Origin of the sequence: Pseudomonas sp. S4_EA_1b, from assembly GCF_016307435.1 — a bacterium.
Classification (GTDB): Bacteria; Pseudomonadota; Gammaproteobacteria; order Pseudomonadales; family Pseudomonadaceae; genus Aquipseudomonas; species Aquipseudomonas rhodesiae.
In genome coordinates, this window is sequence record NZ_JAEILC010000051.1 from 35,233 (window position 1) to 51,983 (window position 16,751).

Here is a 16,751-nt window from a genome sequence, read left to right on the forward strand (position 1 = left end):
ACTGCGCCCCTTTTCAAGGAGCAGACCATGGATCCGCGCAGTGAAGTACTGCTTCGCCAGGCCGAACTTTTTCAAGGCAACCTGCTATTGGTGGGGTTGCCCGCCGACGACTTGCTGGGGCGCCTGCCCAATGCCCACGGCTGGTGCTGGCATGCCGGCGACCAGGCGGCGCTCGACGCCCGTTTCCCCGAGCGCAGCCAGTTCGGCGTCAGCGTGCCGGAGCGTGCGTTCGACGCGGCGGTAATCTTTCTGCCCAAGTCCAAGGACCTGACCGACTACCTGCTCAAGGCTGTGGCCGCACGCCTTCCCGGTGCCGAGCTGTTCCTGGTGGGCGAGAAAAAAGCCGGTATCGAAAGCGCCGCCAAGCAAATGACCCCCTTGGGCAAACCACGCAAGCTCGACAACGCGCGGCATTGCCAGCTGTGGCAAGTCACCGTAGCCAATGCCCCGCAGGCGGTGGCGTTGGAGAGCCTGGCACAGACGTTCGACGTACCGCTGGCCGAAGGGCCGTTGAAGGTGGTGAGCCTGCCGGGCGTGTTCAGCCACGGCCGCCTGGATCGCGGCACCGAGTTGTTGCTGGCGCATCTGGATAAACTGCCGAGCGGTCATCTGCTGGACTTTGGCTGTGGGGCTGGCGTATTGGGAGCCGCAATCAAACGTCGCTACCCGCATAACACCGTCACTTTGCTCGACGTGGACGCCTTCGCCGCCGCCAGTAGCCGCCTGACCCTGGCCGCCAACGGCCTGGAAGCCGAGGTGCTGACCGGTGATGGCATCGACGCCGCGCCGATGGGGTTGAATGCGATTCTGAGCAATCCACCTTTCCATGTTGGCGTGCACACAGACTATTTCGCCACCGAGAACTTGCTGCGAAAAGCGGCCAAACATCTGGCAAAAGGCGGCGAACTGCGCTTGGTGGCCAACAGTTTCCTGAAGTACCAGCCGCTGATCGAAGAGCATCTGGGCGCGTGTGCGATCAAGGCTGAAGGCAACGGTTTTCGTATCTACCGCGCCAAGCGCGGCTGATCGAGGTTTAGCAAAGAACGCTTGCCGAATGGAATTTGCCTAGGCAGAATCCGCTCCGTCCTAGGGGAGTAGTCTCCCACGAGCACCATGCTCGTCCGGCATACGTCAACATACTTGGTCAGCAGACCATGGCGTATGCGACCCAGGAGTCCGCACAGACGGACCGGGGTTTGACAAGACCTATGACACGCACACCTTACCCGGGGCGGGAAGGCTGTACGTGTCATAGCCGTGTCGACCCGCCCCTGGAAACCTACCTGATGCTGGATTCATTGCTCGTTCCCACCGCAATCGTTGCCTTGGCCGAAATCGGCGACAAGACGCAACTGCTCGCCCTCATCCTGGCCGCCCGCTTTCGCAAACCCTGGCCGATCATCGCCGGTATCGTCGCCGCCACCCTGGCCAACCACGCCGCCGCCGGTGCCGTGGGCGCCTGGTTCGGCAGTTTCTTCTCGGATGCGGTGCTGCACTGGATCCTCGCGGCCAGCTTCTGCGCCACCGCGCTGTGGACCTTGGTGCCGGACAAACTCGACGATGACGAAGCCAGCACCACGCGCAAGTTCGGGCCTTTCCTGACCACGCTGATTGCGTTTTTCCTCGCGGAAATCGGTGACAAGACGCAGATCGCCACGGTGATGCTCGCCGCGCAATATCCGGAACTGTGGCTGGTGATCATCGGTACCACCCTGGGCATGCTGATTGCCAACGTGCCGGTGGTATTGGCGGGGAATTTCGCCGCAGAGAAACTGCCGCTGACGTTGATTCGCCGCCTGGCCGCCTCAGCGTTTTTCATCCTGGCGATCGTGGCGGTGTACAAAGCCATGCAGAGCAGTGGCTGGATCTAAGAGTCTCAGCCTGCAAACCCAATTCAATGTGGGAGGGGGCAAACCCTCTCCCACCATTGGATCGTCACAGGGTCAAGATTTTTTGGCCTGCTGATAGAGCGGCATGACCTTTGGAATGGCCGCCTGCAGCGAGGCGATGCGGCTGTCAGACGCCGGGTGCGTGCTCATGAACTCCGGCGGCGCGCCCTCGGACGCCTTGGCCATCTTGTTCCACAGCGTGATCGCGGCGTTCGGGTTGTAGCCGGCCCGGGCAGACAGTTCCAGGCCGATCAGGTCCGCTTCGTTTTCATTGCTGCGACTGTTGGGCAAGGTCATGCCGTAGTTGGCTACGGTGTCGGCCAGCGCCAGGCTGTCCTGACCCAGGCCAAACAACGCGCCGGCGCCCTGCTTGGCCATTTCGATGCCGTAAGCCTTGGACATGGCTTCGCGACCATGCTCACGCAGGGCATGGGCGATCTCATGGCCCATTACCGCGGCCAATTCGTCATCGGTGAGCTTGAGGTTGTCGATCAGCGCGCTGTACACGAAGATCTTGCCGCCAGGCCCGCAGTTGGCGTTCATCTCATCGCTTTTGATCAGGTTCACTTCCCAGTTCCACTGCGCCGCATCCGCACGGAAGGTCGGTGCCTGGGCGATCAGACGCTTGGCGATGGCCTGCACCCGCTTGGCGTTGGCACTGGTTTTATCCACCAAGCCTTTGCCGCTGGCCTCACCCAGGGTCTGCTGGTAGGACTGGGCATACATCTGGTCGACTTCCTGGCTCGACAGCATGCTGAACATGTACTGCTTGCGCTCTACCCCAACGGCGCCGCCGCTGGTGGTGTTGACCGATTGACACCCGGCCAGCAGGACCGCTGCCGCCAATACACTTACCGCCAGTGATTTCTTCATCAATACACTCTCCCTGAAAAGACGCCCTGAAAACATGGCGCGTATCGTAGGCGTTCGACTGTATCGACGCCAGATACACCAGACGTGTAACCGCTGAATTTCGGATACATCTCACACCTCCCGCTGCGGCGACGGCTGTCCCATTTGCGACAAGCGGCCGGCTTTTGACCGCCCACCGCTCATGACCTGCCCGTCTCCAGCCGATACATCAGGCAGCCCATCTCTCCTGCGCGTGGAGCGTTCATGAAATTCAAGTCGATTCAGTTTTCCGTCGCCGCATTGGCCGGGGCCATTGTGCTGACCGTGGTCGCGGTGCTGGTGCTCTACGCGGTGTTCGCCAGCGCGCGCACCCAAGAGATGGTCCAGCAACGCACTCAGGCGCAGTTCGAGCAGATCATCGAGCAGCGCCTGACGTCCCTGGCGCAAACCCAGGCCACCCAGATCCAGCGTGAGCTGGAGGCGCCGCTGGTGACCGCCAAAGGTTTGGCCACCGCCAACGCCCTGATTGCCATGAAGGACGCCAAGGGCGAGCCCGCGCTGCAGATCGGCCGTGAGCAATTGATCAATCTGCTGCGTGAAAGTGTGGTGCGCAACCCGAAAATCCTCGGTGCCTACATCGGCTGGGAACCCAACGCAATCGATCATAACGACGCCGCCTACGTGAACAGCCCCATCGTCGGCATGGGCGCCGACGGCCGCTTTATCCCGTGGTGGTATCGCAACGCGGACGGCAGCCTGGGCCTGGATAAGCTCGCCGACGTGGCCGACCAGAAAATGCTCTCCACCGGCGTACGCGCCAGCGAGTACTACCTGTGCTCCAAGGAAAACCAGAAGCCCTGCGCCATCGACCCCGCCCCGTATAAAGTCGGCGACGTCATGGTGATGCTGGCCTCGTTCATCGAGCCGATCATGGTCGATGGCAAGTTCCAGGGCATTGTGGGGGCCGATCTGTCGGTGAACTTCATTCAGGACATGCTCACCAGTGCCGACCAGAAGCTCTATAACGGCGCCGGCGAACTGGCGCTGATCTCCAGCAACGGCCGCCTGGTGGCCTACACCAAGGACGCCAGCAAACTCGGCGAAAAGGCCAGCGACCTGCTCGACGCCAGCGAACTGGCCAGCCTCAACCAGCTCAAGCCCGGCGAAGTGCGCTACGACATCGACCGCGAGCACGGCCATATCGAGTTGTTCCTGCCCTTCGGCATCGGCCAGACCGACGCACGCTGGACCTTGATGATGCAATTGCCATTGGCGGCGGTGATGGCCGACTCGCAGAAACTGCAAAGCGACCTGCAAGCCCAGCGCAAAACCGATACCGTCGGCATGGCGATCGCCGGCCTGGTGGTGGCCGGGCTCGGCCTGCTGGTGATCTGGCTGGTTGGCCATGGGATCGCACGCCCGCTCAAACAGATGGTGGCCATGCTCAATGACATCGCCCAAGGCGAAGGCGACCTGACACGCCGTCTGACCAGCGACCGAGCCGACGAGTTGGGCGCAATTGCCAGCGGTTTCAACACCTTCCTGATCAAATTGCAGGGCATGATTACCCAGGTGGTGAGCTCGGTGCAGAAGGTTAGCGATTCGTCGGAGCACACCGCCGATATTGCGATCCGCACCAACCAGGGCGTGCATAAGCAGATGGTGGAAATCGACCAGGTCGCCACTGCCGTGCATGAGATGACCGCCACCGCCCAGGACGTGGCGCGCAATGCCACCCAGGCCGCGCAAGCCGCCAGCCACGCCGATCAGGCCGCGAGTCAGGGCATGCGCATTGTGCGCGACACCTCGGCCTCCATCGGTGTGCTGGCCGAGGAAATCGGCAAAGCGGTGGCGGTGGTGCAAACGCTGGCCAAGGACAGTGAAAACATCAACGCGATCCTGACTGCCATTCGCGGGATTGCCGAACAGACCAACCTGCTGGCGCTGAACGCCGCCATCGAAGCCGCGCGCGCCGGCGAACAAGGTCGCGGGTTTGCCGTGGTCGCCGACGAAGTGCGCAACCTGGCGCAAAAAACCCAGCAGGCCACCGAAGAAATCCAGGCCATGATCCAGCAGTTGCAACAAGGCACACGGGACGTGGTACGGGTGATGGAAGACAGTCAGAACCGCACCGACGAAAGCGTACAACACGCGGCCAAGGCGGCTGAAGCGCTGGAGACTATTACTCAGGCAGTGTCGGTGATCAACGACATGAACACTCAGATTGCCAGTGCGGCCGAAGAGCAGAGCGCAGTGGCCGAGGACATCAATCGCAACGTGATTAATATCGGCCAGGTGGCCAATGAAGTGGCGGGCGGCGCGGACGAATCCAGCGCGGCCAGTGCGGACTTGACCAAGCTGGCGGAGCAGCAGCGGCGGCTGATCAATCAGTTCAAGGTGTAGGGCGCGCCGACAGGCTTACGCCGGGGTCAGGCACTCCGGCCCATTGAGCTTGGGATCGTTGACCAGGTTGGCCAGGACCCGCTCGCGCAACGCGCTCGGTTCACTGGCCAGTAATGCCTGCAACGCCGGCAGCGGTGTGTCGGGGTTGAGCCAGGCCGCTTGCCCTGCCGCATCCAGGATCAACGGCCGTCGCTGACTTTGCGCGGCCTGCGTCACCACGGCCGTGCTCAGCCACACCTGTTCCTGCACGGGGTAGGCTTCCCAGATCGCGGCAAAAAACAACGAGGAGCCCTCCCCCGGCGTCAGCCAGTACGGGCGTTTGCGCTGGGTTCCGCGCCACTCGTAGAAACCGTTGGCTGGCAAAAGGCAGCGGCGTTGGCGAAACGCTTCGCGAAACATCGGTTGCTCGGCCAGGGTTTCGGCGCGGGCATGGGCCGGGGTGCGGGACAGGTCGGTGAGCCAGGGCGGCGTCAGCCCCCAGCGAGCGCGGGCCAGGGTGAGCTGCTCGCCTTCCAGGCGCTGGATCAGCACCGAATCATTCGGCGAAATGTTCCACTGCGCCTGCTGATCGGCCGGAAAGCCCGGCAAGGCAGCAAAGGTGGGGTTCCAGCGAAACAGGGCATAACGTCCACACATGGGGCAACACGACTCTTGGATAAACCGGCCGACAGCCTAACAGACCAACACGTCGGGGAAGCTGTCGGGTTCATCGCCGGGCAGCGGTTGCGCGCCGATATAGGCGGTGATGAGTTCACGGGCGTCGAGTGCGCGGTCGTTGTCCACTTCCAGGCCAAGCAGGCCGAAGATCGGCAATTCGCCGGTGCCGCCGAGCAAATGGCGGCCCACCAGGTGCGCCTCGATACCCTCGCTGGCAAGCATCTGCTGCAGCAGCTCGCCTTCCATCAGGTTTTCCGGTTCGTAGATTCGCTGCATAGGCGTACCTGTTATTCGTTCTCGCTGCGGGTGTCGAGCATCCACTCGTCGCCATGCACCTGCAGATTGAAAATGATCGGCCTGCAACACACCTGGCAGTCTTCAATGTAAATCTGGTCACCGCCAGACAAATCCACCGATGTTTCAACCGACTCGCCACAATAAGGACAATCGTACAGCGCAGGTTCCAGCATCGCAGTCTCCCAGGTGACTTGTGCGTATAATCGCCGGTCTATTTACAGGGTTATACCCCGGCTGAGCCAATGACTCGGGCCGAACCCTGGTATTTCTTCTACTTACCCTAGCCGTTTCTAACAAGAGAGCATGATGGGCGAATTCGATACCATCCGACCTTACAACGACAGCGAAGTCCCGGCGGTGCTGGCGCGGCTGTTCAGTGACAAGGCCTTTCTGGACATCCTGACCCACTTCCGCTTCCCCCGCTTCGCCGGCACCCTTGGCTGGCTGCTCAAGCCCATGATCGCCCGCAAATTGCGCCGCGAATTCGCCGGCGTCACCACCGTGGCGACGCTGCAGGACAAAGTCGAGTATTACGTCGACCACACCATCGACCGGGCGACCGACGGTGTCACCTACACCGGGGTCGAGCAGCTCAAATCGGGCACCGCCTACCTCTTTCTGGCCAACCACCGCGATATCGTGATGGACCCGGCCTTCGTCAACTACGCCGTGTACCACGCCGGCCTGCCGACGCCGCGCATCGCCATTGGCGACAACCTGCTGCAAAAGCCGTTCGTCAGCGACCTGATGCGCCTGAACAAGAGCTTCATCGTGCACCGCTCGATCACCGGGCGGAAGGAAAAAATGGCGGCGTTCAACCTGCTGTCAGCCTACATCAACCATTCGATCCTCAATGACGGCCAATCGATCTGGATCGCCCAGGCCGAAGGCCGCGCCAAGGACGGCGACGATCGCACCGAATCGGCGATCCTCAAGATGTTCCACGTCAGCCGCAAGGACGAACCGTTCGCAGAAGTGATCCAGTCGCTGAACCTGACGCCGGTGTCCATCAGCTACGAATACGACCCCTGCGATGCGGCCAAGGCGCGCGAACTGTATATCCGCGCCACCACCGGCACCTACACCAAGGCACCGGGCGAGGACGACGTGAGCATTGCCCTGGGCATCACCGGCTACAAGGGCCGGGTGCATATCAACTTCGCCCCGCCGATTACCGAGCGCTTCGAAGACACCAAGGTGCTGGCGGTGGAAATGGACCGGCAGATTCTCGGCGGCTACCGCTTGTTTCCGGTGCACTACCTGGCTTATGCCCAATGGAGTGAAGCCGAGCCGCAATTGCAGGTGCCCAAGGCCGAGGAGCTGTTCCCCGCCGACGAGTTGGCCAAGGCGAAGGCCGAGTGGGAGCGGCGCTTGAGCGAATGCCCGGCGGAACACCGGCCATTCCTGGTGGTGCAATATGCAACGCCGGTGCGCAATCAGTATCGGGTCAAGGCTGGGATCCCGCTCTAAACACCGGGCGAAAAATGTGGGGGCTTGCAGCTCCCACGTTCGCTTTGCAGTGTTCTTAAAGGTGAGTGCTGACCCACGAGGTCAGTAGCGCCATTCCAAGGCAGGCGAACCCGATGCGGTAAGCCACCCGGTGCGCCCGTACAAGGCGCACATCCAGAAACAGCATCGGCTGATCGATTGCGCGTTCTTCGCTTTGAGCGGCGAGCTTGGTCATGGCGCGCTGCTCGCGCAGGCGGGTGACATACAGCAGCGCGGCGCCTGGGCAGGCGATTGCCAGCGCGACAACGTTAATCATTAGTGCGGGCAGTGCCATCGCAAACCTCGGTAAAACGGTGCCTGGGTAACAGTTTGGACACAACCGCACGCACACTACCTCTGCTGCGCGTGAACGTTTCCTCCCCATGGACGGCTAATCTATCCAGTAATTTACCGCGTCACCTGAACGTCACCTTAACAGTCCACTCTGTGGCCCTTCGGACGTTCGGGAGCTTGTCATGCTGCATGCACAAAACCAGGATCGGCTGTATCTGATCGCTCAAAGCGATGAACAGGAGGCGCTGATAGACAGCCTGGCGTTCAACGTTCAAGACCGGCATTGGCTGGTGTATTGCGCCCTGGGCGGGCATTCCCATGCGGACTTGCCGGAAACCGATCTGCTGACCGGGATCAGCCTGCTGGACTTCTGTATCGACACGGCGGCATGAAACTGAAGACGTAAAAAAACCGGGCCTTGCGAGCCCGGTTTTTTGTGGAGCGGTTATTGCGAGCTAAGCAACTGGCCGATGCTCGGGTCTTTGAACAGACGGGTCAAGGCATCGCTCAGGACGTCGCTGACCAGCTTGGTGTTGGTCTCCTGGTTCGGCGACATGCCAAAGCGCTGATTCAGGGATGCAGCGTAGCGGCCACTGTAGCGGCGGGTGCCGGCGTTGACGTCGGACTTGAAGGTCGCGCCGATTGACGCCTCGGTCACATACAGACCTTCCTTCGGCGACTGGTATTTCAGCTCAGCCAGGGTGACCGTCAACTGCGGCACGCCCGGCGAGTTGGAGGGAGTAAAGCCCAGCAGACGCACGGCCGCCTCGGCTTGGGCCTGCAGCTTGGGCAGCACATCCTGGGCGTTGACCGAAATCAGCGCGGTCTCCGGATACAGGCCCCCACGGGAACCCAAGGTCGGCGAAGGACGGCCATCCACCACACGCACCGACACCGGCTGACCATGGCCTACCGGGGCCAACTGCGTGGTGAGCTTCGGTTGCGGGCTGAGTTGTTGCGGGCTGTTGGCGCAGCCAACCAGGGACAACGTGGTCACAGTGATCAAACCGAACAACAGGCGTTGCAACATGCGCTTCTCTCCAGAAATCAGGTACCGACAGGCCGGCAGTATAACGGGGCGCCATCGCCGGGAACCAGCATCAGTTACAACCTATGACTCACGACACTGTGCGCGGTTCGCTGTCACCGATGTGTCACAGCCGATACATCGCCGCGTCATCCCGCATCGGCATGCTTGGCCTCATTCACAGGAGGTTGATCGCCATGCAATATCTCTGGTCGTTATTTACTCGCAAGCCCGCGCTTCGTCAGTTTGCCTTGCTCGATTCCCAGGGCCGCTGCCAAGCCTTCAAAGAATGCAGCCAGCCGCCGGTGGGCCAAGGCTGGGTGGAAATCGAAGAAATCCGCCTGAGCTGGATGCATCGACCGCTGCCGGCCCGGGCCCGTGTCAGCCCACGCGCGACACGGTCATCGCGCCACCCGGTGTTGGCCGCCTGACCAAACGCCTAATAAAAGTCATAAAACACGCCCATTTCCCTGACGTTCTTCGCTACAATCTCCCCCCGATTATAAGGACGTCTCCTGATCGGGCCTCGCAGCATCGTTAATGCCTCGGTATTAACCCCCAAGAATCGCCCACAGAGAGCCGCCCACACAGATCGAGTGAAGCCGGCGCGCTTGCTGTTCCTTTGCAAACCACCCGCCTTTACCGAATCTGCCAGAGCTGCCATTGCGCTCGGCCACTTGAGTTGTTTGCCCGTTTTGCTGCCTATCGGCAGAGGTTTACGGGCCAGGTGCCAGGCTGGGGCAGCCCTTTTTTGAGGTTCACGTCTTCAAAAGAGCGTGAAAAAACGGGTTTTCACAACTTCACAAGAGTGTGGCGAGCAAATGAATAGTTTGGCGTTTGTACAAGCACCATCAGCGTCTGGAACAGCCCAACCGCACAGGACCGAGTACCCATCAACCACTGGAGCTTGAGCCTGTCCGCTACGGATTGATTGCACGCATCGCACGCTTTGACCATAAGTCGAATTGCCACAGCCGCCCATGAATGCGTTCATAGGCAGATCAGGCCAGGCAGCAAGCGTGTGCTGAGTTGCAAAGAATTGCGAAACGGACATGGCGATCCTGGCCATGGGTAACCTGGGGCAATACGTGAACGCCCCGTCACTCCTGGCAGCCATGCCGTCAATTTGGTGCTGCAGATTTTGGAGACGCGTTAAATGGCGCATAACGAAGCAGTCGATGTAGTACTGGTAGGGGCCGGCATCATGAGTGCCACCCTGGCCGTACTACTCAAAGAGCTCGACCCCGGCCTCAAGCTGGAAGTCGTTGAGCTGATGGACTCGGGTGCCGCGGAAAGTTCCAACCCGTGGAACAACGCCGGTACCGGTCACGCCGGCCTGTGTGAGCTGAATTACACACCTCAGGCCGCCGATGGCTCCATCGACATCAAGAAAGCCGTGCACATCAACACCCAGTTCGAGGTATCGAAGCAGTTCTGGGCGTACTTGACCAAAAAGGGCACCTTTGGCTCGTCCAGATCCTTTATCAGCCCGGTACCGCACCTGAGCTTCGTGCAAGGCGACAAAGGCGTGGAGTTCCTCAAGAAGCGCTTTGAGACCCTGAGCCAGCACCACGCGTTTTCGGACATGCACTACACCGAAGACCGCAGCGAGATGGCCGAATGGATGCCGCTGATGATGCCGGGCCGCCCGCTCGACGAAAAAATCGCCGCCACCCGCGTCATGAACGGCACCGACGTCAACTTTGGCGCCCTGACCAATCAACTGCTCAACCACCTGACCAGCTCGGCCGACGCCCAGGTCAAGTATTGCAAGCGCGTCACCGGCCTCAAGCGCAACGGCGCCGGCTGGACCGTGAGCATCAAGGACGTCAACAGCGGCAACAGCCGTGAAGTGGATGCCAAGTTCGTGTTCCTCGGTGCTGGCGGCGCGGCCCTGCCGCTGTTGCAAGCCTCGGGCATCGAAGAAAGCAAAGGCTTCGGCGGTTTCCCGGTCAGCGGCCAGTGGCTGCGCTGCGATAACCCTGAAGTGGTCAAGCATCACCAGGCCAAGGTCTACAGCCAGGCCGCCGTGGGTTCGCCGCCAATGTCGGTGCCGCACCTGGATACCCGCGTGGTGGATGGCAAGAAATCTCTGCTGTTCGGGCCTTATGCCGGGTTCACCACCAAGTTCCTCAAGCACGGTTCGTTCCTCGACCTGCCGCTGTCGGTTCGCGCCGGCAACATCGGCCCGATGCTGGCCGTGGCTCGCGACAACATGGACCTGACCAAGTACCTGGTCAGCGAAGTGATGCAGTCCATGGAACAGCGCCTGGAATCCCTGCGCCGCTTCTACCCGGAGGCGAAAGCCGAGGACTGGCGCCTGGAAGTGGCCGGTCAGCGGGTGCAGATCATCAAGAAAGACCCGAAGAAAGGCGGCGTGCTGCAATTCGGTACCGAGCTGGTCGCAGCCAAGGACGGGTCGCTGGCGGCCCTGCTGGGCGCCTCGCCAGGCGCTTCGGTGACCGTCTCGATCATGCTGGAACTGATCGAGCGCTGCTTCCCGGACAAGGCCAGTGGGGAGTGGGCGGCCAAGCTGCATGAAATCTTCCCGGCGCGGGAAAAAGTGCTGGAGTCCGATGCCGAGCTGTATCGCAAGATCAACGCCCAGAACAACATCAGTCTGCAATTGGTTGAGCAGAGCAACGAGGCCGAGAGCTTCGCCTAAGGCCTTGCTGCAATAAAAAACGCCCCGCTCTCACGAGGAGAACGGGGCGTTTTTTTGCCTGGAGTAATCAGCCGCGGGCGTTGTCGATCAGCTCGATGTACTCGGCGGCGTTACGCTGGTCTTTGATCAGGTCGACGAAGGTCTGGCCGTGCTCATCCTTGCCATCCAGGTCCAAACCGGCTGCCTTGAAAAAACCCAGGAAGCGCTCGAAGTCGTCGATACGCAGGCCACGGTAAGCCTTGATCAGTTTGTGCAGGGACGGTGAAGTTGCGTCGACTGGCTCGAAGTCCAGGAACAACTTGATCTGATCGTCGCCGATCTCGTCGCCAATCACCTGTTTCTTATCTTTACGCATTACCGACTCCAGCCTGCAGACATTTACACGGGGCTTGAAGTCTACCTGCGGGGCACGGCCTTGTGTAGGCGCCGGCCTATCTGGACTTGACCGTGCCGGTATGCAAATCCGCCCAGATATGACCGTTGGCATAACTGAGGAACTGCACATACACCGTGTCATTGCGCAGCAGATCGACGATTACACGGTATTGAGCCACCGGGTACGACAAGGTAAGCGTACGGGTTTTCTCATCGAATACCGGCTTTTTCAGGCTTTTGCTTTCGGCATCGAAGTTGAGCATCACTTGGGCGATGGTCGCGCCTTTGTTCAGGGGCTTGCCCTTGAGGCGGATCATCAGCGGTGACGTAACCGGGATCGGCTGTTGATTGGACTGACGCTGATTGCCCACCACCACCGCGTACTCGGTGACCTGCAGCAATTGCTGCTGATCAGGAGCTTCGGCACGCAGGGCAAGGTCATCCGGCGGCAGGAATTGGCCGTGCATCGGCGCGGGCGCTGCGGCCAAGGGCAAACTGAAGGACAACGCCAGCATGGCGCAACTGCGTATCAACCGGCTCATGAGCCACTCCACGGCAAGGGGCCCAGCACTGTAGCTCAATCGAACTGCGCTAGCATCCAGCGTTGATACGCCGCCACGCCGGCGTCGCCTTCGCGCGGAGCCCACTCGGCCAGTTCGCCCTCGCCAACCGGCCGATAAGGCCCTGCCTTGCATTCGAACATCACCGTATCGGGCTGCAGCACCACCAGGCCATGGAACACGCCCGGCGGCAGATCGACGCCGGCGCACTCGCCGCCAGCCTGCATCACGCGCTTGGCGATTACCTCGCCGCGGTCATTGAACACCAGCAGGCCCAGACGGCCCTTGAGCACGAGCAAGGTTTCCGCCTTGTCCGCACTGAGGTGGCGATGTGGGGGCACGTAGGTGCTCGGTTGCAGGCCCACTGCCATGCGATGACACGGCTCGTCCATCTCATGGAAATTGTGATGATGCCGCCCACGGGTGCTGGCGTTCGCTTTCTCGGCCAGCTCGGTAAACAGTGTCTGATCCAGAAAGCGCGCCACGTATCACATCCCTTTGACGGCGTAGATGCCATTGGCGTTGCGCCAGTAACCCTTGTAATCCATGCCGTAACCGAAGATGTAACGGTCGATGCACGGCAGACCGACGAAATCGGCTTTCAGCTCAGGGCGAGCCTTGCGGTCGTGGTCTTTGTCGATCAGCACGGCAGTGTGCACTTTGCGTGCGCCGGCGTGTTTGCAGAAGTCGATGATTGCGCCCAGGGTGTGACCTTCATCGAGGATGTCGTCGATGATCAGCACGTCACGGTCAATAAACGAGACTTCCGGCTTGGCCTTCCAGAACAGGTCGCCGCCGCTGGTTTCATTGCGATAGCGGGTGGCGTGCAGGTAAGACGCTTCCAGCGGGAATTGCAGGTGAGTCAACAATTTGCCGGCGAAGATCAGACCACCGTTCATCACACAGAACACCACCGGGTTGGTATCGGCCATTTCGCGGGTGATGTGGGCGCCGACCTTGGCGATCGCTTCTTCGACTTGCGCTTCGGTGTACAGGCAGTCAGCCTCGCGCATGATTTGACGGATATGCTCGAGATCAGCGGACATGGCGCTCTCCAAGGGGTGCTGTGGCAAGAAAAGCGGGCGAAGGTACGCTTCTCATGCGCTCCGGGCAAGCCTTTATGGACTAACGTGCTACATGTCTATAGGACAACACCCTCGGATAGATTAATCTAGGCCGGTTTTTTTGCCCGCCGCCGGAGCCTTTCCCATGCCCACTCGCGAGATCCGCCACCCGCTGATCCGACACAAACTCGGCCTTATGCGCCGCGCCGACATCAGCACGAAGAACTTCCGTGAGCTTGCTCAGGAAGTCGGAGCGCTGCTCACTTACGAAGCCACCAAGGATTTACCCCTGGAGAATTATGAGATCCCCGGTTGGGCCGGTCCTGTCCAGGTCGAGAAAATCGCCGGTAAGAAAATCACCGTGGTGCCGATCCTTCGCGCCGGCATCGGCATGCTCGAAGGCGTACTCAGCCTGATCCCGGGCGCCAAGGTCAGCGCCGTGGGCGTGGCCCGTAATGAAGAGACACTGCAAGCCCACACTTACCTGGAAAAACTCGTTCCGGAAATCGACGAGCGCCTGGCAATGATCATCGACCCGATGCTCGCCACCGGCAGCTCCATGGTCGCCACCATCGACCTGCTGAAGAAGGCCGGTTGCAAGGACATCCGCGCCATGGTGCTGGTAGCCGCGCCGGAGGGCATCGCCGCCGTCGAGAGCGCACACCCGGACGTGCAGATCTACACCGCCTCCATCGATGAACGCTTGAACGAACACGGCTACATCATCCCAGGCCTGGGCGATGCCGGTGACAAGATCTTCGGCACCAAGCAGAAGGACGCGTGAGCATGCAGGATGAATTCAACGACCCGCTTTGGCGCCAGATCCTGTCTGGCGCACAAATGCTCTTCGTGGCATTTGGCGCGCTGGTGTTGATGCCGCTGATCACAGGTCTTGATCCAAACGTTGCGCTGTTCACCGCAGGTCTAGGCACCTTGCTGTTCCAGGTGGTGACCGGGCGTCAGGTGCCGGTATTCCTGGCATCGAGCTTCGCCTTCATCACCCCGATCATCCTCGCCAAGGGCCAGTTCGGCCTCGCGGCGACCATGGGCGGCGTGATGGCGGCCGGTTTCGTTTATACGTTCCTGGGCCTGGCGGTGAAGATCAAGGGCACCGGTTTTATCGACCGCTTGCTGCCGCCGGTGGTGATAGGCCCGGTGATCATTTCCATCGGCCTGGCCATGGCGCCGATTGCCGCGAACATGGCCATGGGCAAGTCCGGCGACGGTGCCGAGCTGATTCATTACCAGACGGCGATGATGATCTCGATGCCGGCGCTGCTGACCACGCTGATCGTGGCGGTATTCGGCAAAGGCATTTTCCGCCTGGTGCCGATTATCTCCGGCGTGCTGGTGGGCTTTGCCATGTCGTTCTACTTTGGAGTGGTCGACACGGCCAAGATCGCGGCCGCCCCGTGGTTCGCCCTGCCCCACTTCACCGCGCCGGAATTCAACTGGCAGGCGATCCTGTTTATCGTCCCGGTGGCCCTGGCCCCGGCGATCGAACACATCGGCGGTGTGATTGCGGTGGGCAGCGTGACCGGGCGCGACTACCTGAAAAAACCTGGCCTGCATCGCACCTTGCTGGGTGACGGCATTGCCACCACGGCCGCCGGCCTGTTTGGCGGCCCGCCGAACACCACTTACGCCGAAGTGACCGGCGCGGTGATGCTGACCAAGAACTACAACCCGAAAATCATGACCTGGGCGGCTATCTTTGCCATTAGCCTGGCGTTTATCGGCAAATTCGGCGCGCTGCTGCAAAGCATTCCAGTGCCGGTGATGGGCGGAATTCTATGCCTGTTGTTCGGTTCGATTGCTGCTGTGGGGATGAACACGTTGATTCGCCACAAGATCGACCTGGGCGAAGCGCGCAATCTGGTGATTGTGTCGGTGACCTTGGTGTTCGGCATTGGCGGCGTGCTGGTGGGAACCGGCACCGGCCCGGATGATTTCGGTCTCAAGGGCATCGCCCTGTGCGCCGTGGTAGCGATCGGGTTGAACCTGCTGCTGCCGGGCAATGATAGCTGGAAGAACAAGAAGCCAGATGAGCCATTGATCTGACGGCCAAAGCACCAACCAATGTGGGAGGGGGTTGCCCCCTCCCACATTTGATTTCACTGAGTGTTAGAGGTCACCCAAGCCATCGATCAACGCCTGATTCTGCTCCGGCGTACCAATGCTGATCCGCAGGAACTGGGCAATCCGCTCCTGCTTGAAGTGCCGCACGATCACGCCCTGCTCGCGCAACTTCGCCGCCAGACCAGCCGCGTCGTTCCGTGGGTGGCGGGCAAAGATAAAGTTGGCCGCCGACGGCAACACCTCAAAACCCTTATCTTCCAACTGCGCGACCAACTGGTTGCGGCTGTCGATCACCTGTCGGCAGGTCTTCTCGAAGTATTCACGGTCCTCGAACGCGGCCGCCGCGCCGACAATCGCCAGGCGATCCAGAGGGTAGGAGTTGAAGCTGTTCTTGACCCGCTCCAGCGCCTCGATCAAGTCCGGGTGGCCCACCGCCAGGCCCACGCGCAAACCGGCCAGTGAGCGCGATTTGGACAGGGTCTGGGTCACCAGCAGGTTCGGGTAGCGGTCCACCAGGCTGATGGCCGTTTCGCCGCCGAAGTCGATATAGGCTTCATCGACCACCACCACTGAATCCGGGCTGGCCTTGAGGATCTGTTCCACGGCGTCCAGCGCCAGGACGCAGCCGGTTGGCGCGTTAGGGTTGGGAAAAATGATCCCGCCGTTAGGCTTGGCGTAGTCTTCCACGCGGATCTGGAACTGCTCGTCCAATGGCACCGGCGCCGACTGGATGCCGTAGAGGCCGCAGTAGACCGGGTAGAAGCTGTAGCTGATATCCGGAAACAGCAGCGGCAGCTCGTGCTGGAACAGGCCGTGGAAAATGTGCGCCAACACCTCATCGGAACCGTTGCCGAGGAATACTTTGCCGGCGTCGATCCCGTAATACGTGGCCACCGCCTGCTTGAGCAGGTCGCTGTTCGGGTCCGGATACAGGCGCAAGTTGTCGTTCAACTCGGCCTGCATCGCAGCCAACGCCTTGGGCGATGGACCGTAGGGATTCTCGTTGGTGTTGAGCTTGACCAGTTTGGTCATTTTCGGTTGCTCGCCGGGCACGTAAGGCACGAGGTTCTTGACGAAAGGGCTCCAGAATTTGCTCATGTC

Annotated in this window: 20 protein-coding genes, 1 pseudogene and 1 riboswitch; of the genes and pseudogenes, 10 read left to right on the forward strand and 11 right to left on the reverse strand. The window is 60.8% G+C overall.

The genetic code is table 11. The annotated features are described in order from the left end of the window. Positions 1-27: 27 nt before the first annotated feature. Together YA0848_RS17820 and YA0848_RS17825 are read left to right on the forward strand one after the other, a co-directional pair. On the forward strand, positions 28-1,026 hold the full coding sequence (locus tag YA0848_RS17820; protein ID WP_034111791.1) for a class I SAM-dependent methyltransferase: 999 nt from the start codon (positions 28-30) through the stop codon (positions 1,024-1,026). A 50-nt stretch (positions 1,027-1,076) separates the two neighbouring features. Further along, positions 1,077-1,198, forward strand: a riboswitch (yybP-ykoY riboswitch). Between the two features lie 88 nt (positions 1,199-1,286). Beyond that, positions 1,287-1,871, forward strand: a complete 585-nt coding sequence (locus YA0848_RS17825; protein WP_016978300.1) for a TMEM165/GDT1 family protein — start codon at positions 1,287-1,289, stop codon at positions 1,869-1,871. Between the two features lie 72 nt (positions 1,872-1,943). Here the strand turns inward: YA0848_RS17825 and YA0848_RS17830 are convergent, their stop codons facing one another. Then, positions 1,944-2,762 carry a M48 family metallopeptidase gene (locus tag YA0848_RS17830; protein ID WP_034095942.1) on the reverse strand — a complete coding sequence of 273 codons (819 nt, stop codon included), beginning with the start codon at positions 2,760-2,762 and terminating at the stop codon, positions 1,944-1,946. Positions 2,763-4,085: 1,323 nt separating this feature from the next. On the opposite strand from YA0848_RS17830, the pseudogene YA0848_RS36670 reads away from it, so the two are divergent. Both YA0848_RS36670 and YA0848_RS36675 read left to right on the forward strand, forming a co-directional pair. Continuing rightward, a pseudogene (locus YA0848_RS36670) lies at positions 4,086-4,286 on the forward strand (HAMP domain-containing protein); the annotation flags it as partial. Positions 4,287-4,400: 114 nt separating this feature from the next. Further along, positions 4,401-5,144, forward strand: coding sequence for a methyl-accepting chemotaxis protein (locus YA0848_RS36675; protein ID WP_390899604.1), 744 nt, complete (start codon positions 4,401-4,403; stop codon positions 5,142-5,144). A 15-nt stretch (positions 5,145-5,159) separates the two neighbouring features. Here YA0848_RS36675 and YA0848_RS17840 read toward each other — a convergent pair whose 3' ends face one another. Genes YA0848_RS17840 through YA0848_RS17850 form a run of 3 tightly spaced genes read right to left on the reverse strand, consistent with a single transcriptional unit; the run spans position 5,160 to position 6,271 of the window. After that, the gene (locus YA0848_RS17840; RefSeq protein WP_034095940.1) at positions 5,160-5,780 is read right to left on the reverse strand and encodes an SOS response-associated peptidase; all 621 of its coding nucleotides are present in this window, start codon (positions 5,778-5,780) and stop codon (positions 5,160-5,162) included. 36 nt (positions 5,781-5,816) lie between these two features. Beyond that, positions 5,817-6,077 carry a putative signal transducing protein gene (locus tag YA0848_RS17845; RefSeq protein ID WP_034095939.1) on the reverse strand — a complete coding sequence of 87 codons (261 nt, stop codon included), beginning with the start codon at positions 6,075-6,077 and terminating at the stop codon, positions 5,817-5,819. Positions 6,078-6,088: 11 nt separating this feature from the next. Beyond that, positions 6,089-6,271 carry a CPXCG motif-containing cysteine-rich protein gene (locus YA0848_RS17850; RefSeq protein WP_034095938.1) on the reverse strand — a complete coding sequence of 61 codons (183 nt, stop codon included), beginning with the start codon at positions 6,269-6,271 and terminating at the stop codon, positions 6,089-6,091. Between the two features lie 133 nt (positions 6,272-6,404). On the opposite strand from YA0848_RS17850, the gene YA0848_RS17855 reads away from it, so the two are divergent. Continuing rightward, positions 6,405-7,568 carry a 1-acyl-sn-glycerol-3-phosphate acyltransferase gene (locus YA0848_RS17855; protein ID WP_169902803.1) on the forward strand — a complete coding sequence of 388 codons (1,164 nt, stop codon included), beginning with the start codon at positions 6,405-6,407 and terminating at the stop codon, positions 7,566-7,568. Between the two features lie 55 nt (positions 7,569-7,623). Here YA0848_RS17855 and YA0848_RS17860 read toward each other — a convergent pair whose 3' ends face one another. Further along, a complete protein-coding gene (locus YA0848_RS17860) occupies positions 7,624-7,881 on the reverse strand; it encodes a hypothetical protein (RefSeq protein ID WP_034095936.1) in 258 nt (85 codons plus the stop codon). A 181-nt stretch (positions 7,882-8,062) separates the two neighbouring features. Here YA0848_RS17860 and YA0848_RS17865 point away from each other — a divergent pair, with 181 nt between their 5' ends. Next, the gene (locus YA0848_RS17865; RefSeq protein ID WP_034095935.1) at positions 8,063-8,272 is read left to right on the forward strand and encodes a hypothetical protein; all 210 of its coding nucleotides are present in this window, start codon (positions 8,063-8,065) and stop codon (positions 8,270-8,272) included. A gap of 53 nt (positions 8,273-8,325) precedes the next feature. Here YA0848_RS17865 and YA0848_RS17870 read toward each other — a convergent pair whose 3' ends face one another. Continuing rightward, complete coding sequence (locus YA0848_RS17870; RefSeq protein ID WP_034111785.1) at positions 8,326-8,910, reverse strand: YajG family lipoprotein; 585 nt, start codon at positions 8,908-8,910, stop codon at positions 8,326-8,328. A 194-nt stretch (positions 8,911-9,104) separates the two neighbouring features. On the opposite strand from YA0848_RS17870, the gene YA0848_RS17875 reads away from it, so the two are divergent. Together YA0848_RS17875 and mqo are read left to right on the forward strand one after the other, a co-directional pair. Then, on the forward strand, positions 9,105-9,338 hold the full coding sequence (locus tag YA0848_RS17875; RefSeq protein WP_034095933.1) for a hypothetical protein: 234 nt from the start codon (positions 9,105-9,107) through the stop codon (positions 9,336-9,338). A 725-nt stretch (positions 9,339-10,063) separates the two neighbouring features. Beyond that, positions 10,064-11,572, forward strand: a complete 1,509-nt coding sequence (gene mqo / locus YA0848_RS17880) for a malate dehydrogenase (quinone) (RefSeq protein ID WP_169867990.1) — start codon at positions 10,064-10,066, stop codon at positions 11,570-11,572. A gap of 67 nt (positions 11,573-11,639) precedes the next feature. On the opposite strand, the gene YA0848_RS17885 is transcribed toward mqo, so the two are convergent. The 4 genes from YA0848_RS17885 to YA0848_RS17900 form a co-directional block, all read right to left on the reverse strand. Beyond that, positions 11,640-11,927: a PA4642 family protein gene (locus tag YA0848_RS17885; RefSeq protein ID WP_017845962.1), complete on the reverse strand. Its 288-nt coding sequence runs from the start codon at positions 11,925-11,927 to the stop codon at positions 11,640-11,642. Positions 11,928-12,003: 76 nt separating this feature from the next. Further along, positions 12,004-12,489 carry a hypothetical protein gene (locus YA0848_RS17890; RefSeq protein ID WP_034111783.1) on the reverse strand — a complete coding sequence of 162 codons (486 nt, stop codon included), beginning with the start codon at positions 12,487-12,489 and terminating at the stop codon, positions 12,004-12,006. Between the two features lie 35 nt (positions 12,490-12,524). Continuing rightward, positions 12,525-12,992, reverse strand: coding sequence for a WbuC family cupin fold metalloprotein (locus tag YA0848_RS17895; protein WP_034095930.1), 468 nt, complete (start codon positions 12,990-12,992; stop codon positions 12,525-12,527). Between the two features lie 3 nt (positions 12,993-12,995). Continuing rightward, complete coding sequence (locus YA0848_RS17900) at positions 12,996-13,553, reverse strand: hypoxanthine-guanine phosphoribosyltransferase (protein WP_012722254.1); 558 nt, start codon at positions 13,551-13,553, stop codon at positions 12,996-12,998. 163 nt (positions 13,554-13,716) lie between these two features. Here YA0848_RS17900 and upp point away from each other — a divergent pair, with 163 nt between their 5' ends. Together upp and YA0848_RS17910 are read left to right on the forward strand one after the other, a co-directional pair. Then, the gene (gene upp / locus YA0848_RS17905) at positions 13,717-14,355 is read left to right on the forward strand and encodes a uracil phosphoribosyltransferase (RefSeq protein ID WP_034095929.1); all 639 of its coding nucleotides are present in this window, start codon (positions 13,717-13,719) and stop codon (positions 14,353-14,355) included. Positions 14,356-14,357: 2 nt separating this feature from the next. Next, positions 14,358-15,632 (forward strand): uracil-xanthine permease family protein, encoded by a 1,275-nt coding sequence (locus tag YA0848_RS17910; protein WP_167417295.1) that lies wholly within the window; start codon positions 14,358-14,360, stop codon positions 15,630-15,632. 63 nt (positions 15,633-15,695) lie between these two features. Here the strand turns inward: YA0848_RS17910 and hisC are convergent, their stop codons facing one another. Further along, the gene (gene hisC, locus YA0848_RS17915) at positions 15,696-16,748 is read right to left on the reverse strand and encodes a histidinol-phosphate transaminase (RefSeq protein ID WP_169902805.1); all 1,053 of its coding nucleotides are present in this window, start codon (positions 16,746-16,748) and stop codon (positions 15,696-15,698) included. Between the last annotated feature and the right edge of the window lie 3 nt (positions 16,749-16,751).

Excerpts from the sequence above, each read along its gene's own strand:
- YA0848_RS17820 (WP_034111791.1), top strand. The coding sequence starts at position 28 with ATGGATCCGCGCAGTGAAGTACTGCTTCGCCAGGCCGAACTTTTTCAA.
- YA0848_RS17825 (WP_016978300.1), top strand. The coding sequence starts at position 1,287 with ATGCTGGATTCATTGCTCGTTCCCACCGCAATCGTTGCCTTGGCCGAA.
- YA0848_RS17830 (WP_034095942.1), bottom strand. The coding sequence starts at position 2,762 with ATGAAGAAATCACTGGCGGTAAGTGTATTGGCGGCAGCGGTCCTGCTG.
- YA0848_RS36675 (WP_390899604.1), top strand. The coding sequence starts at position 4,401 with ATGGTGGAAATCGACCAGGTCGCCACTGCCGTGCATGAGATGACCGCC.
- YA0848_RS17840 (WP_034095940.1), bottom strand. The coding sequence starts at position 5,780 with ATGTGTGGACGTTATGCCCTGTTTCGCTGGAACCCCACCTTTGCTGCC.
- YA0848_RS17845 (WP_034095939.1), bottom strand. The coding sequence starts at position 6,077 with ATGCAGCGAATCTACGAACCGGAAAACCTGATGGAAGGCGAGCTGCTG.
- YA0848_RS17850 (WP_034095938.1), bottom strand. The coding sequence starts at position 6,271 with ATGCTGGAACCTGCGCTGTACGATTGTCCTTATTGTGGCGAGTCGGTT.
- YA0848_RS17855 (WP_169902803.1), top strand. The coding sequence starts at position 6,405 with ATGGGCGAATTCGATACCATCCGACCTTACAACGACAGCGAAGTCCCG.
- YA0848_RS17860 (WP_034095936.1), bottom strand. The coding sequence starts at position 7,881 with ATGGCACTGCCCGCACTAATGATTAACGTTGTCGCGCTGGCAATCGCC.
- YA0848_RS17865 (WP_034095935.1), top strand. The coding sequence starts at position 8,063 with ATGCTGCATGCACAAAACCAGGATCGGCTGTATCTGATCGCTCAAAGC.
- YA0848_RS17870 (WP_034111785.1), bottom strand. The coding sequence starts at position 8,910 with ATGTTGCAACGCCTGTTGTTCGGTTTGATCACTGTGACCACGTTGTCC.
- YA0848_RS17875 (WP_034095933.1), top strand. The coding sequence starts at position 9,105 with ATGCAATATCTCTGGTCGTTATTTACTCGCAAGCCCGCGCTTCGTCAG.
- mqo (WP_169867990.1), top strand. The coding sequence starts at position 10,064 with ATGGCGCATAACGAAGCAGTCGATGTAGTACTGGTAGGGGCCGGCATC.
- YA0848_RS17885 (WP_017845962.1), bottom strand. The coding sequence starts at position 11,927 with ATGCGTAAAGATAAGAAACAGGTGATTGGCGACGAGATCGGCGACGAT.
- YA0848_RS17890 (WP_034111783.1), bottom strand. The coding sequence starts at position 12,489 with ATGAGCCGGTTGATACGCAGTTGCGCCATGCTGGCGTTGTCCTTCAGT.
- YA0848_RS17900 (WP_012722254.1), bottom strand. The coding sequence starts at position 13,553 with ATGTCCGCTGATCTCGAGCATATCCGTCAAATCATGCGCGAGGCTGAC.
- upp (WP_034095929.1), top strand. The coding sequence starts at position 13,717 with ATGCCCACTCGCGAGATCCGCCACCCGCTGATCCGACACAAACTCGGC.
- YA0848_RS17910 (WP_167417295.1), top strand. The coding sequence starts at position 14,358 with ATGCAGGATGAATTCAACGACCCGCTTTGGCGCCAGATCCTGTCTGGC.
- hisC (WP_169902805.1), bottom strand. The coding sequence starts at position 16,748 with ATGAGCAAATTCTGGAGCCCTTTCGTCAAGAACCTCGTGCCTTACGTG.